The sequence below is a fragment of the Actinomycetospora straminea genome (assembly GCF_028737255.1).
In the GTDB taxonomy this organism is placed as follows: domain Bacteria; phylum Actinomycetota; class Actinomycetes; order Mycobacteriales; family Pseudonocardiaceae; genus Actinomycetospora; species Actinomycetospora straminea.
Genome location: NZ_JAQZAN010000002.1, coordinates 302,899 through 315,253, shown reverse-complemented (window position 1 = coordinate 315,253; position 12,355 = coordinate 302,899). Strand labels below are relative to the sequence as shown.

Genomic DNA, 12,355 nt, shown 5'->3' with positions numbered 1-12,355 from the left:
GGCCCGGCGGTGCGGCGGTCAGCGCGGCGCGAGGGCGGACGGCGAGGTCGCCGGGGGCCGGCGGTTAGGCTGGGGGTTCGTCCTCGGCGGTGCCACCTCACCTGCCGGGCCCCGCGCCGCCGGCGAGAACAAGGAGAGCGAGCGCCGTGTTCGACACCCTGTCCGACCGCCTCACGTCGGTCCTGTCCGACCTGCGCGGCAAGGGCCGTCTCTCCGAGACCGACATCGACACGACGTGTCGCGAGATCCGCATCGCGCTGCTCGAGGCCGACGTCGCCCTGCCGGTGGTGCGGGCGTTCGTCAAGCAGGTCAAGGAGCGGGCGCGGGGCGCCGAGGTCTCGGAGGCGCTGAACCCGGCGCAGCAGGTCGTCAAGATCGTCAACGAGGAGCTCGTCGGCATCCTCGGCGGCGAGACCCGGCGGCTGCGGTTCGCCAAGAACCCGCCGACGGTGATCATGCTCGCCGGCCTCCAGGGCTCCGGCAAGACGACCCTCGCGGGCAAGCTCGCGCACTGGCTCAAGGGCCAGGGCCACACCCCGATGCTCGCGGCCTGCGACCTCCAGCGCCCCAACGCGGTCAACCAGCTGCAGATCGTCGGCGAGCGCGCCGGCGTCGAGGTCTTCGCGCCCGAGCCCGGCAACGGCGTGGGCGACCCGGTGGACGTCGCACGCCGCGCCGTCGCCGACGCGAAGAGCCGCCAGTACGACGTCCTCGTCGTCGACACCGCGGGCCGCCTGGGTGTCGACGAGGAGCTGATGCGCCAGGCCGCGGACATCCGCGACGCCGTCAGCCCCGACGAGACGCTGTTCGTGCTCGACGCGATGGTCGGTCAGGACGCCGTCGTGACCGCCGAGGCGTTCCGCGACGGGGTCGGGTTCTCCGGCGTCGTGCTCACCAAGCTCGACGGCGACGCGCGCGGCGGGGCCGCACTGTCGGTCCGCGAGGTCACCGGCGAGCCGATCCTCTTCGCCTCCAACGGCGAGAAGCTCGACGAGTTCGACGTCTTCCACCCCGACCGGATGGCCTCGCGCATCCTCGGCATGGGCGACGTGCTCACCCTCATCGAGCAGGCCGAGCAGGCCTTCGAGGAGGGCCAGGCCGAGGCCGCCGCGGCCAAGATGGGCTCCGGCGAGCTCACCCTCGAGGACTTCCTCGAGCAGATGATGGCCGTGCGCAAGATGGGCCCGATCGCCAACGTGCTGGGCATGCTGCCGGGCGCGGCGCAGATGAAGGACCAGCTCGCGGGGCTCGACGAGAAGCACCTCGACCGCGTCCAGGCGATCATCCGCGGCATGACGCCGGCCGAGCGGGCGGACCCGAAGATCATCAACGGCTCGCGGCGCCTGCGCATCGCCAACGGCTCCGGGGTGGGCGTCAGCGACGTCAACCAGCTGGTCGAGCGCTTCTTCGAGGCCCGCAAGATGATGAAGAACATGGCCGGCCAGTTCGGGCTGCCGGGCATGGGCGGGGGCCGCAAGGGCAAGCGCCAGGCCGCGAAGGCCGCGAAGAACGTCCGCAAGGGCCCGAAGCAGATGCCGGCGATCGCAGGCATCGCGGCGGAGAGCTCCGGGAGCTCCGGGCAGTCGAGCGAGCGCTCGGTCGGCAGCTACCAGACCCCGGGCCTCAACCAGCTCCCGCCCGCGCTCGCCGGGATGAACGAGCTGCCTGCAGGCTTCGACCCCGGCGCGCTGAGCTTCCCCGGTGGCGGCGGGGGCGGTGGCGGCTCCCGCGGCAGCGGCGGGGGCAAGAAGGGCAACAAGAAGAAGCGCAAGTAGTCAGCGCTGCTGGGCCAGCCACTTCTCGCGGCGCCGCTGCGAGGCCCGCGACAGCCAGGCGTCCTGCACGATCTCGGCCAGCTCGTCGCGCGAGAGCCGGTCGAGGTGGGCCGCGCGCAGCAGCACCGACAGGTGCCCGTCGAAGCGCGGCGTGGTGAAGAACGGCGAGGTCGGGTCGTGGACGAGGGCGTCCTTGTCCTCCTCCGACTCGACCCAGAACATGATCACGTCGGGGTACTTCTCGCCGGTCTCGGGGTCGCGGGCGTCGGGCTGGGGCGTGCGGAAGAAGACGAACGACTTCCCGCCGACCTGGTAGACCGTGTTGCCCTTCGGTCCCTCGACGCTGGTGACGTGCGGCATCGCCGACGCCAGCGCGTGCACGTCCTCGACGCGGGCGGGCTCGGTCACGTCGCGGAGCCTAGGTCGTCGCGGGCCCGCCGCCGCGACGATCTCGTTACCCTCCCCGGCATGACGTCGCCGTCCCCGGCCCTGCACCTGCGCGGTGTGCTCCTCGACGGCACGGCGGAGGGTGAGCGCGTCGGCGAGCTGTGGGTCACGCCCGACGGCCGGATCAGCCTCGACCCGGTGCCCGACGCGCAGACCGTCGCCGACGGCGGGTGGATCCTCCCCGGCCTGGTCGACGCGCACTGCCACGTCGGCATCGGGCCCGACGGCGCGGTGGAGCTCGAGACGGCCCGCGAGCAGGGCCACATCGACGCCGCAGCCGGCGCGCTGCTGGTGCGCGACTGCGGCAGCCCCGTCGACACCCGCCCGCTCGACGACGACCCGCGGATGCCCGAGATCGTCCGCGCCGGGCGCCACCTCGCCCGCCCCAAGCGCTACATCCGCGGACTGCCGATCGACCTCGAGCCCGAGGAGCTGCCGGCCGCCGTCGCCGAGACCGCGCGGGCCAACCCGTGGGTCAAGCTCGTCGGCGACTGGATCGAGCGCGGTGCGGGCGACCTCGCGCCGCTGTGGCCCGACGACGTGCTGCGCGAGGCCATCGACGCGGCGCACGCGCAGGGTGCGCGGGTCACCGCCCACGTGTTCGGCGAGGACGCGCTGCCCGGGCTGATCGGCGCGGGCATCGACGGCATCGAGCACGGCACGGGCCTGACCGACGAGACGATCGCGATGATGGTCGAGCGGGGCACGGTGCTGGTCCCGACGCTGATCAACGTCGAGAACTTCCCGGAGTTCGCGGACGCGGCCGGCGACAAGTTCCCCCGCTACGGCACCCACATGCGCGAGCTCTACGCCCGCGCACCCCGCACCATCGCCGCCGCGATCGAGGCCGGCGTGCCGGTGTTCGCCGGCACCGACGCGGGTGGGGGCATCGAGCACGGGCGGATCGTCGACGAGGTCGCGGCGCTCGCCGGGGTCGGGCTCGGCCCCGCCCGCGCGCTCGCGGCGGCGTGCGGCGACGCCCGGGCCTGGCTGCGCCGACCCGGTCTCAGCGACGGCGCGCCCGCCGATCTCGTCGTCACCACCGAGGACCCGCGCGTCGTCACCGACACCCTGCGCGCGCCCGAGCTCGTGCTGCGGGCGGGGACGTCATTGCGCTGATAGCGCTGAGGCTCACGTCCGGTGGGGCAGGCGCCGGGACAGCGCGATGGCCACGACCAGCACGCCGGCCACGACCAGCAGCGCGTCGGAGAACGGCGCGCCCGCGCCGTCGTGCAGCGGGTTCCACGAGCCGGCGCCCCCGGTGGTGCGGGCCGCGAGCACGGTCCCGAGCACCGCCGCGCCGGTGCCGCCGCCCAGGAAGAACGCGCCCTGGTAGAGCCCGATCCCGACGCCGGCGTGCTCGTCGGGCACGGCCGCGGCGACGGCGTTGATCAGGGGCGAGGTGATCGTCGCGAGCGCGACGCCGACGAGGAACGTCACCGCCGACAGCAGCACCGCCGACCCGCCTGCCGCGCTCGAGAGCGTCGCCACCGCGAGGAGCAGCAGCGTGAGGCCGAGGCCGACGAGGGTGCGCGGGCCGAAGCGGTCGGAGAGCCGCCCGGCGAGCGACGACAGCAGGGCGACGGCGACTGCGCCGGGCAGCAGCACGAGGCCGACCTGCCCGACGCCGAGCCGGTTGACCGTCGCGACGAGCAGCGGCACGAGCAGGATCGTGCCCAGGTAGCCGAACATCGCGAGGAAACCGATGCCGACCGCGGTGACGAACGGGCCGTGCGTGAGCAGGGCCGGGGGCACGAACGGCTGCGGCGTGCGACGGATCCACAGCGTGAAGCCGACGGCGAGCACGGCCGCGGCCACGATCGCGCCCCACGACGTCGACGCGCCGAGCCCGACCTGCTGGGCGCGCGTGAGCCCGAACAGACCGAGGCCGACCGCGCCGCCGAGCAGGACGCCGCCGACGAGGTCGACCTGGCGCCACGACCCCGGGGTGTCCGGGCGGCCGTCGGGCAGCACCCGCGGCGCGATGACCAGCAGGGGGGCGACGAGCAGCGCGGCGCCGAGGAACGGCCAGCGCCAGCCGGCGGCCTCGGCGACGAACCCCGCGAGGGGCGGCCCGAGCGCCTGCCCGGCCCCGACGCCGGTGCCGACGATGCCGAACCCGAAGCCCCGCCGGCCCGGCGGCAGCGAGCGCGCGACGGCCACGGATCCCAGGGCGGGCACCGCGGCGCTGCCGAGGCCCTGCAGCACCCGGCCGACCAGGTGCAGGCCGATCCCGGGCGCGAGGCCCGCGAGCACCGAGCCGACGATGAAGATCGCGAGCCCGGCGGCGAACACCCGCCGCACCCCGAACACGTCGGCGATCCGTCCGTAGAGCGGGGTGGCGACCGCGAAGCTGAGCGAGAACGCCGTCACCACCCACGCGAGGCCGCCCGGCGAGGCGGCGTAGTCCCGGCCGATCTCGGGGACGAGGACGAGCACCATGCTGTTGGCCAGCACGGCCGTCGCGACCGCGACCAGCAGCACGCCGAGGAGCAGGCCGACGCGGACCGGCGGTTCCGGGGCGGGCCCGGGGGTGGGCTCCGGGATGACCGGTTCGGGGGGCGGACCGTCCTCGGGGCGGGGCTCGACCGTCGACGGCCGCGGATCACTCACTCCTACAGCGTGCGCCTTCGAGTGCGATCGAGGTCAAGGGAGCGCGGGTCCTAGGCTGGCACCGTGGCGCGCCTCGACCTCAACGCGGACCTCGCCGAGGGCTTCGGCACCTGGTCGCTGACCGACGACGACGCGCTGCTCGAGGTCGTGACCTCGGCGAACGTCGCCTGCGGCTTCCACGCGGGCGACCCGGCGACGATGCGGCGGGTGTGCACGGCGGCCGTCGAGCGGGGCGTGGCGGTCGGGGCACAGGTCTCCTACCGCGACCTCGCGGGCTTCGGGCGGAGGTTCATCGACGCCCACCCCGACGAGCTGACCGCGGACCTGCTCTACCAGGTCGGCGCGCTGCGGGAGTTCACGCGCGCGGCGGGCGGCGAGGTCGCCTACCTCAAGCCCCACGGCGCGCTCTACAACGCGGTCGTGCACCACGACGCCCAGGCCCGTGCGGTGGTCGCGGCCGCGCGGGAGGCGGGTCTGCCGGTGCTCGGCCTGCCCGGCTCGCGGTTCCTGGCGCGTGCGCAGGAAGCCGGACTGACGACCTACGCCGAGGCGTTCGGGGACCGCGGCTACACGCCGGAGGGCACGCTGGTGCCCCGCAGCGAGCCCGGTGCCCTGCTGCCGGACGCCGACGCGGTCGTCGAGCGCGCCCGCCGCCTGGCCGTCGACCAGGTGATCGTGGCCGTCGACGGCACCGAGATCCCCGTCGACGCCGCCTCGCTGTGCCTGCACGGCGACAGCCCGGACGCCGTCGACGCCGCACGCCGCGTCGCCGAGGCCCTCCGCGACGCCGGGGTCACCCTCGGCCCCTTCGCCTGAGGGCCTGTCTGGCACAATCGTCGAGTTGCCGTGAGCCCGCCCGGACGCCCGGGCGGGAGGTCGCGGCCGCGCACGAGCGGGCACGCCGTCCCGGGTCCCTCCCAGCAGGGCGGCCCCGAGCACCATCGACCGAGGAGCACTCAGAGCAGTGGCTGTCAAGATCAAGCTGGCGCGCATGGGCAAGATCCGCGAGCCGCACTACCGCGTCGTCGTCGCGGACGCCAAGAACCGTCGCGACGGGCGCGTCATCGAGCAGATCGGCGAGTACCACCCCAAGAGCCAGCCGAGCGACATCAAGATCGACTCGGAGCGCGCGCAGTACTGGCTGGGCGTCGGCGCCATCCCGACCGAGCCGGTGCACGGCCTGCTCAAGATCACCGGCGACTGGCAGAAGTTCAAGGGCCTCCCCGGCGCCGAGGGCAAGCTGCAGCCGCAGCCCGAGAAGGTCGACAAGCAGGCCCGCTTCAACGAGGAGCTGGCCAAGGTCACCGGCTCGGCCGAGTGAGCGAGCTGGCCGAGGCGCTCGAGCACCTCGTGCGCGGGATCGTGGCGCACCCCGACGAGGTGGCGGTCGACCTCGTCACCAACCGTCGCGGTCGCACCCTCGAGGTCCGGGTCCACCCCGACGACCTCGGCAAGGTGATCGGCCGCAACGGCCGCACGGCCACCGCCCTGCGCACCGTCGTGGGCGGTATCGGCGGCCGCGGCGTCCGTGTCGACGTCGTCGACACCGACCGCTGAGGACATGAGCACGCCGTCCGACGAGCGCGTGGTCGGTCGGGTCGTCAAGGCCCACGGCCTGCGCGGCGAGCTCGTCGTCGAGCCCCGCACCGACAACGTCGACGCCCGGTTCACCCCGGGTGCGGTGCTGTCGGTGCGGGGCTCGCGCGCGTCCGGGGCCCGGAGCCTGACGATCACCGCCGCGCGCCGCCACGGCGACCGGCTGCTCGTCACCGTCGAGGAGGTCGCCGACCGCGACGCGGCCGACGCCCTGCGCAGCGCCGAGCTCACCGCACCCGCCCTCGACGCCGACCCCGAGGACCCCGACGAGTTCCACGACCACCAGCTCGAGGGCCTCGCCGCGGTCCTCGCCGACGGGACGACCGTCGGCACCGTCACCGCCGTCCTGCACGGCGCGGGCGGCGAGCTGCTGGCGATCGAGCGCCCGGACGGCGGCGAGGCGCTCGTCCCGTTCGTCGCCGCGATCGTCCCCGAGGTCGACCTGGCGGGCGGCCGGCTCGTCCTGGACCCGCCGGAGGGCCTGCTCGAGGAGTAGCGGTCAGTCCGCGGTCTCCTCGTCGGTGTCGACGTTGACGGCGATCACGCCGTCGATCTCGGAGAGCTCGCCCGAGAGCGCGGCGAGGTCGGCCCGCCCGGTCACCGACAGCGTCACCGACGCCGTGCCCGCGCCCGAGTCCTCGCGGTCGACGTGCATGCCGGCCACCGCGAAGCCGCTCTCGGTGCAGGCGGTGACCACCGAGCGCAGCACGCCCCGACCGTCCTGGTAGGTGACGTGCACCGGGCGCGCCGCCCCCGAGCGTCGCGAGAGCAGCCGCGAGAGCGGCCGGAAGCCGCGGGTCACGAGGTAGTGCACGGCGACCCCGGCCACCGCCAGCACCGGGAGCCCGGCGCCCGCCGCCATGCCGACCGCGGCCACCGTCCAGATCGTCGCGGCCGTCGTGAGGCCGCGGACCGCGTCGCGCCGGACGAAGATCAGACCGCCGCCGATGAAGCCGAGGCCGGCGATGATCTGGGCGGCGACACGGGACGGGTCGAGCGTGACGTCGGGTCGCTCGAGGAGGTCGTCGAAGCCGTACTTCGAGATGAGCATGAACGCGGCCGCGCCGACCCCGACCAGCGTGTGCGTGCGCAGCCCCGCGCTCTTCGCCGCGAGCTCGCGCTCGATGCCGACCAGCGAGCAGAGCACGAGGGCGAGACCCAGCGGCGCGAGCAGCGCCCACTGGTCGCCGTACGCGATGAACTCGTTGAGGCCCACGTCCCCTCCTCTCCCGGTGCCGGGGCAGGATCGTGCCCGATGCGCATCGACGTCGTCACGATCTTCCCGGCCTACCTCGCTCCGCTCGACGAGGCGCTCGTCGGGCGCGCGCGGCGGGCCGGGCTGCTCGACGTCCGGGTGCACGACCTGCGGCGGTGGGCCACCGGCGTGCACAAGGCCGTCGACGACGCCCCGTACGGCGGCGGCCCCGGGATGCTCATGACGGCACCGGTGTGGGGCGCGGCGCTCGACGAGGTCGCCGGATCCGGGGAGGGCGTGCCCCGGCTGCTCGTGCCGACGCCCGCTGGCGCGCCGCTGACCCAGCGCCGCGCGGCGAGCTGGGCGTCGGAGCCGTGGCTGGTGCTCGCCTGCGGGCGCTACGAGGGCATCGACGCGCGGGTCCTCGACGACGCGCGCCGGCGGATGCCGGTCGAGGAGGTCTCGCTGGGCGACTACGTGCTCGCCGGCGGGGAGGTCGCGGCCCTCGTGGTGGTCGAGGCCGTGTCGCGGCTGGTGCCGGGGGTGCTCGGGAACCCGGCGTCGGCGGAGCTGGACAGTTTCGCGGAAGGGACGGGCGGTCTGCTCGAGGCCCCGGCGTACACGCGTCCCGAGCGGTGGCGCGACCTCGACGTCCCCGAGGTCCTGCGCGGCGGCAACCACGCCGTCGTCGACCGCTGGCGCCGCGACCGTTCGCTGGAGCGCACCGCCGCCGTGCGCCCCGACCTGCTCGACGCGCTGCTCGCCCGCCACGGCGCGGCGGCGTTCGATGCCCGCGACCGCGAGGTGCTCGCCGCGTGCGGGTACGACCCGGCCGGAGGAGCACGGTCGGCGGCATGGCAGACTGGGGAGGTTGCCGCGGACGGTGCACGGCCCGATGGAGGCCGGTGAGAGCCGCCCGCCGCCCGAGAACCGCCTTGGCCGGCTGCACTCGGACGCCCGTCCCCGCGGGCTCCGGCGCCGGCCCGTGAGACCGCGAGGACGCTGACGATGAACGCCCTGGACGAGCTCGACGCCAAGTCGCTGCGCTCCGACATCCCCGACTTCCGCGCCGGGGACACCGTGAAGGTGCACGTCCGGGTCATCGAGGGTTCACGCTCTCGTGTACAGGTCTTCCAGGGTGTCGTCATCCGCCGCCACGGTGGCGGCCTGCGGGAGACGTTCACCGTCCGCAAGGTCTCCTTCGGCGTCGGGGTGGAGCGCACCTTCCCGGTGCACTCGCCCAACATCGACCACATCGAGGTCGTCACCCGCGGTGACGTCCGGCGCGCGAAGCTCTACTACCTCCGTGAGCGTCGGGGCAAGGCCGCGAAGATCCGCGAGAAGCGCGAGACCACGCCGGCCTCCTGAGCCGACCCGCCCCGGTCTCCTAACCTGAACCGCGTGCGCCCCCAGGAGCCCCACGGCCCCCCGTTCCGGAACCCCGGAGCGGGCGGCGAGACGACCCGTCGCGACGGCGGGTCCGACGGCTACGGCGGCCGCGCGCCGGCGCACGCCCGGCCCGACGACGAGCACCCCGCCGACCCGTACGGCGACGTGCCCGCCCGGACGGCCGGCGGCGTGCAGGCGCCCTACGGCGCGTCGGGATGGAGCGGGTCCGACCGGCCCGGCGACGACTTCCGGCCCGACCCGGGGTACGGCTCCGTGGGCGACCCCTCCGGCAACGGCCACGGCACCTCCGGCAACGGCCGGCACAGCGATCCGTACGGCGACCCCTACGGCGAGGCGTACGGCGCGCCCGACGCGGGCCGCGGCGCGCCCGGGTACGGCAGCTCGTTCGGTGCCTCCGGGCTCTCCTCCGGTCCGGACGGCCTGAACGGGTCGCGGCCGGGCTCGCCCGGCGCGCCGGCCGGGTGGCCGGGGCCGTACGGACAGCAGGGTCCGCCGGGTCCGTCCGGCCGGCCCGACGACGGCGGCCGGGCGGCGTACCCGGCCGCGACGCCGGTGGCCCCGCCGGCTCCCTCGGGACCGCCCTGGGCCGCCGCGCCGCCGCCCGCACCCTTCGGGGTCCCGCGGCCCTCGGGACCCCCGCCCGGCGGGCCGACCGTGCCCGGTCCGGGCAACGGCCACGCCCCCCGTCCGGTGGCCCCGCCGCCGGGCACGCACGGCGCCGCGGCCTCGGGCCCCGCCGACCCGGCGGCGAACGGCAGGGCGTCGAACGGCACGGCGTCGAACGGTTCCCCGGCGAACGGTGCCCCGGCGACGTCGTCCTCCGCGGACTCGGCCCCGTCCTCCGCGTCCTCCTCCGCGGCGTCCGGTGGGTCCTCCGACACGACGTCCGCGGCCGACAGCGGCCTCGCGGGCGCGGACGGGTTCGCCTCCCGCCCGCCGAGGCCGCGCACCGAGAGCACGACGACGGCCACGACCACGGCTCTGACCGGTGGCGCCAACCCCGGCCGGCACGGCAGCGCCGCCGGCAAGCCCAAGGGCAAGGCGAAGAAGAAGGGCTCCTTCTGGCGCGAGCTGCCGCTGCTCATCGTCGTCGCGGTCGTCCTGACCTTCGTCATCCAGACGTTCCTCGCGCGCATCTACGTCATCCCGTCGGCGTCGATGGAGCGCACGCTGCACGGCTGCAACGGCTGCGCGAACGACCGCGTCGCCGTCGACAAGCTGAGCTACCGGTTCTCCGAGCCGTCGCCCGGCGACGTCGTCGTCTTCCGCGGGCCGCCCGCCTGGGGCGACAACAGCGAGGTCGGCGGCAGCGGCCCGCCGTCGGGGAACGTGCTGGTCCGCGGCCTGCAGAGCGGGCTGTCGCTGATCGGTCTCGCGCCGCCCGACGAGAAGGACTTCGTCAAGCGGGTCATCGCCGTCGGCGGCCAGACCGTCGCGTGCTGCGACCCGCAGAACCGGGTCACGGTCGACGGCCAGCCGCTCAACGAGCCCTACCTGTACTTCCAGCCCAACCTCGGGCGCACCCAGGCGGACTTCGCGCCGGTGCAGGTCCCGGCGGGCCAGCTGTGGGTGATGGGCGACAACCGCAACAACTCCGCGGACGCCCGCGTGCACGGCCCCATCGGTGTCACCGACGTCATCGGCAAGGCCCGCGTCATCGTGCTGCCCGTCGGCCGCTGGGGTGGCGTGCCCGACACCGACCCGCAGGCCCAGGTGTCCGCGCTCGGCGCGCCGGGGTGGACCTCGGCCGCGCCGCTGGCCGCCGGCGTCCTGGGAGCCGTCCCGCTCGTCGGGGTGTCGCGGCGCCTGCGCCGGCGCTGGTGGTCGTCCGGCGGCGGGGTACGCGGTCCCGACGAGCTCCCCGGTGACGACCCGGGCCGCGAGCCCGGCGCGTCACCGCCGTCCCCCGATCCCGGCCGGTGACGGCGGGACACGACGCGGGCCGACGGCGCCCCACCGCACGGACGAACGGTCGGGGTCCCGCCCGTCGTCGCAAGCCCCTGCCGCCGCGCACCGGGGTACAGCCACCGCGCGCGATCGTCCGGCGCAGCTCCGAGAGCTGGGCGCTGCAGTCGGCGCTCGAGCGCCACGGGCTCGGGCCGGTCGTCGGCGTCGACGAGGCCGGACGCGGCGCCTGCGCCGGCCCGTTGGCGGTCGCGGCGTGCATCCTGCGACCCGGTGACGCCCGCCGCTTCGAGGGGCTGACCGACTCGAAGCTGCTGACGAAGGACGAGCGGGAGGAGTTCGCGCGGATCATCGAGCGGCGCGCACTGGACTGGCACGTCGTCCTCGTCGACCCGCCCGAGGTCGACCGCCGCGGCGTGCACATCGCGAACATCGACGGCATGCGTCGGGCCGTCGCGCGCCTCGACGTGCGTCCGGGCTACGTGCTCACCGACGGCTTCCGGGTCTCCGGCTTCGGGGTCCCGTCCCTCGCCGTGCCGAAGGGCGACCTCGCGGCGGCGTGCGTGGCGGCGGCGTCGGTGCTGGCCAAGGTCACCCGGGACCGCCTGATGACCGAGCTGCACGAGAAGCATCCGGAGTACCGCTTCGACCTGCACAAGGGTTACTGCACGCCGACCCACAGCGCAGCGCTGGCTGCGCACGGGCCGTGCGAGGACCACCGGTTCAGCTTCGTCAACGTGGCCGCCGCCGCGCGGGGCCGGAGCCCGGACGGGTACGCGGTCGGCGTGCGCCACAATGGGGCCGTGACCGTCGACGACGTGTCCGCCGAGAGCGGGGAGGCAGACGAGCTCGTGGTCCTCGACGAGAACGGGTTCGACGAGACCGAGCTCGGTGGCGACCTGCCCGCCGGTCTCACCGAGGACGTGGCGCCGGAGGGGGGAGAGCCGCGATGAGCGCGGAGGATCTCGAGAAGTACGAGACCGACATGGAGCTCTCGCTCTACCGCGAGTACCGCGACATCGTCGCCCAGTTCTCGTACGTCGTGGAGACCGAGCGGCGGTTCTACCTGGCCAACTCGGTCGACGTCGCGGTCCGCAACGCCGACGGCGAGGTCTACTTCGAGGTGACCATGTCCGACGCGTGGGTCTGGGACATGTACCGGCCCGCCCGCTTCGTCAAGAACGTGCGCGTGGTGACGTTCAAGGACGTCAACGTCGAGGAGCTCGAGAAGCCGGATCTGCGGCTCGACGAGGGTCCGTTCAACGGCTGACACTTGTCGCGGCGGCTCGGCCCCTGGCCGGTCGGCGGGTCGGTGTCCACGGCCGCCCGGCCGTCGCCGCTGACCCGTCCGGCGGCTGATCGCGCCGGGTACGGCACCGGTCCGTCCCCACCCCCGCGAGTTGTCCCCAGGCGC

13 protein-coding genes and 1 pseudogene are annotated in these 12,355 nt (G+C 75.1%); 11 read left to right on the top strand and 3 right to left on the bottom strand.

All coding sequences use genetic code 11. The features are described 5' to 3' along the window. Window positions 1-146: 146 nt before the first annotated feature. On the top strand, window positions 147-1,775 hold the full coding sequence (ffh, locus tag PH190_RS04750; RefSeq protein ID WP_274230335.1) for a signal recognition particle protein: 1,629 nt from the start codon (window positions 147-149) through the stop codon (window positions 1,773-1,775). On the opposite strand, the gene PH190_RS04745 is transcribed toward ffh, so the two are convergent. After that, window positions 1,776-2,183 carry an MmcQ/YjbR family DNA-binding protein gene (locus PH190_RS04745; RefSeq protein WP_274230334.1) on the bottom strand — a complete coding sequence of 136 codons (408 nt, stop codon included), beginning with the start codon at window positions 2,181-2,183 and terminating at the stop codon, window positions 1,776-1,778. It lies immediately after the preceding gene. 60 nt (window positions 2,184-2,243) lie between these two features. Between PH190_RS04745 and PH190_RS04740 the strand changes: the two genes are divergently transcribed. After that, window positions 2,244-3,341, top strand: a complete 1,098-nt coding sequence (locus PH190_RS04740) for an amidohydrolase family protein (RefSeq protein ID WP_274230333.1) — start codon at window positions 2,244-2,246, stop codon at window positions 3,339-3,341. A gap of 12 nt (window positions 3,342-3,353) precedes the next feature. Here the strand turns inward: PH190_RS04740 and PH190_RS04735 are convergent, their stop codons facing one another. Beyond that, the gene (locus tag PH190_RS04735) at window positions 3,354-4,835 is read right to left on the bottom strand and encodes an MFS transporter (protein WP_274230332.1); all 1,482 of its coding nucleotides are present in this window, start codon (window positions 4,833-4,835) and stop codon (window positions 3,354-3,356) included. A 63-nt stretch (window positions 4,836-4,898) separates the two neighbouring features. Between PH190_RS04735 and PH190_RS04730 the strand changes: the two genes are divergently transcribed. From PH190_RS04730 to rimM, 4 genes and pseudogenes are all read left to right on the top strand, one after another. Next, the gene (locus PH190_RS04730) at window positions 4,899-5,651 is read left to right on the top strand and encodes a LamB/YcsF family protein (RefSeq protein WP_274230331.1); all 753 of its coding nucleotides are present in this window, start codon (window positions 4,899-4,901) and stop codon (window positions 5,649-5,651) included. A gap of 148 nt (window positions 5,652-5,799) precedes the next feature. Next, window positions 5,800-6,132: pseudogene (gene rpsP / locus PH190_RS04725) on the top strand (30S ribosomal protein S16); the annotation flags it as partial. Between the two features lie 20 nt (window positions 6,133-6,152). Beyond that, entirely contained in the window at window positions 6,153-6,392 is a 240-nt protein-coding gene (locus tag PH190_RS04720) for an RNA-binding protein (RefSeq protein ID WP_133824910.1), read from the top strand. 4 nt (window positions 6,393-6,396) lie between these two features. After that, complete coding sequence (gene rimM, locus PH190_RS04715) at window positions 6,397-6,927, top strand: ribosome maturation factor RimM (RefSeq protein ID WP_274230330.1); 531 nt, start codon at window positions 6,397-6,399, stop codon at window positions 6,925-6,927. A gap of 3 nt (window positions 6,928-6,930) precedes the next feature. Here the strand turns inward: rimM and PH190_RS04710 are convergent, their stop codons facing one another. After that, window positions 6,931-7,647, bottom strand: coding sequence for an MgtC/SapB family protein (locus PH190_RS04710; RefSeq protein ID WP_274230329.1), 717 nt, complete (start codon window positions 7,645-7,647; stop codon window positions 6,931-6,933). A 39-nt stretch (window positions 7,648-7,686) separates the two neighbouring features. Between PH190_RS04710 and trmD the strand changes: the two genes are divergently transcribed. From trmD to PH190_RS04685, 5 genes are all read left to right on the top strand, one after another. Further along, window positions 7,687-8,535, top strand: a complete 849-nt coding sequence (gene trmD, locus PH190_RS04705; RefSeq protein WP_274230328.1) for a tRNA (guanosine(37)-N1)-methyltransferase TrmD — start codon at window positions 7,687-7,689, stop codon at window positions 8,533-8,535. A gap of 99 nt (window positions 8,536-8,634) precedes the next feature. Then, window positions 8,635-8,994 carry a 50S ribosomal protein L19 gene (gene rplS / locus PH190_RS04700; RefSeq protein ID WP_116706340.1) on the top strand — a complete coding sequence of 120 codons (360 nt, stop codon included), beginning with the start codon at window positions 8,635-8,637 and terminating at the stop codon, window positions 8,992-8,994. A 1,023-nt stretch (window positions 8,995-10,017) separates the two neighbouring features. Next, on the top strand, window positions 10,018-10,959 hold the full coding sequence (lepB, locus tag PH190_RS04695) for a signal peptidase I (protein WP_274230465.1): 942 nt from the start codon (window positions 10,018-10,020) through the stop codon (window positions 10,957-10,959). A gap of 77 nt (window positions 10,960-11,036) precedes the next feature. After that, entirely contained in the window at window positions 11,037-11,894 is an 858-nt protein-coding gene (locus PH190_RS04690) for a ribonuclease HII (RefSeq protein ID WP_274230464.1), read from the top strand. After that, the gene (locus tag PH190_RS04685) at window positions 11,891-12,211 is read left to right on the top strand and encodes a DUF2469 domain-containing protein (RefSeq protein WP_274198883.1); all 321 of its coding nucleotides are present in this window, start codon (window positions 11,891-11,893) and stop codon (window positions 12,209-12,211) included. Before PH190_RS04690 ends, PH190_RS04685 begins: the two co-directional genes overlap by 4 nt. Window positions 12,212-12,355 lie beyond the last annotated feature (144 nt).

What these genes read in the sequence shown, in the direction of transcription:
- PH190_RS04740 (WP_274230333.1), top strand. Translation starts at nt 2,244, where the DNA reads ATGACGTCGCCGTCCCCGGCCCTGCACCTGCGCGGTGTGCTCCTCGAC.
- trmD (WP_274230328.1), top strand. Translation starts at nt 7,687, where the DNA reads ATGCGCATCGACGTCGTCACGATCTTCCCGGCCTACCTCGCTCCGCTC.
- rplS (WP_116706340.1), top strand. Translation starts at nt 8,635, where the DNA reads ATGAACGCCCTGGACGAGCTCGACGCCAAGTCGCTGCGCTCCGACATC.
- PH190_RS04685 (WP_274198883.1), top strand. Translation starts at nt 11,891, where the DNA reads ATGAGCGCGGAGGATCTCGAGAAGTACGAGACCGACATGGAGCTCTCG.
- rimM (WP_274230330.1), top strand. Translation starts at nt 6,397, where the DNA reads ATGAGCACGCCGTCCGACGAGCGCGTGGTCGGTCGGGTCGTCAAGGCC.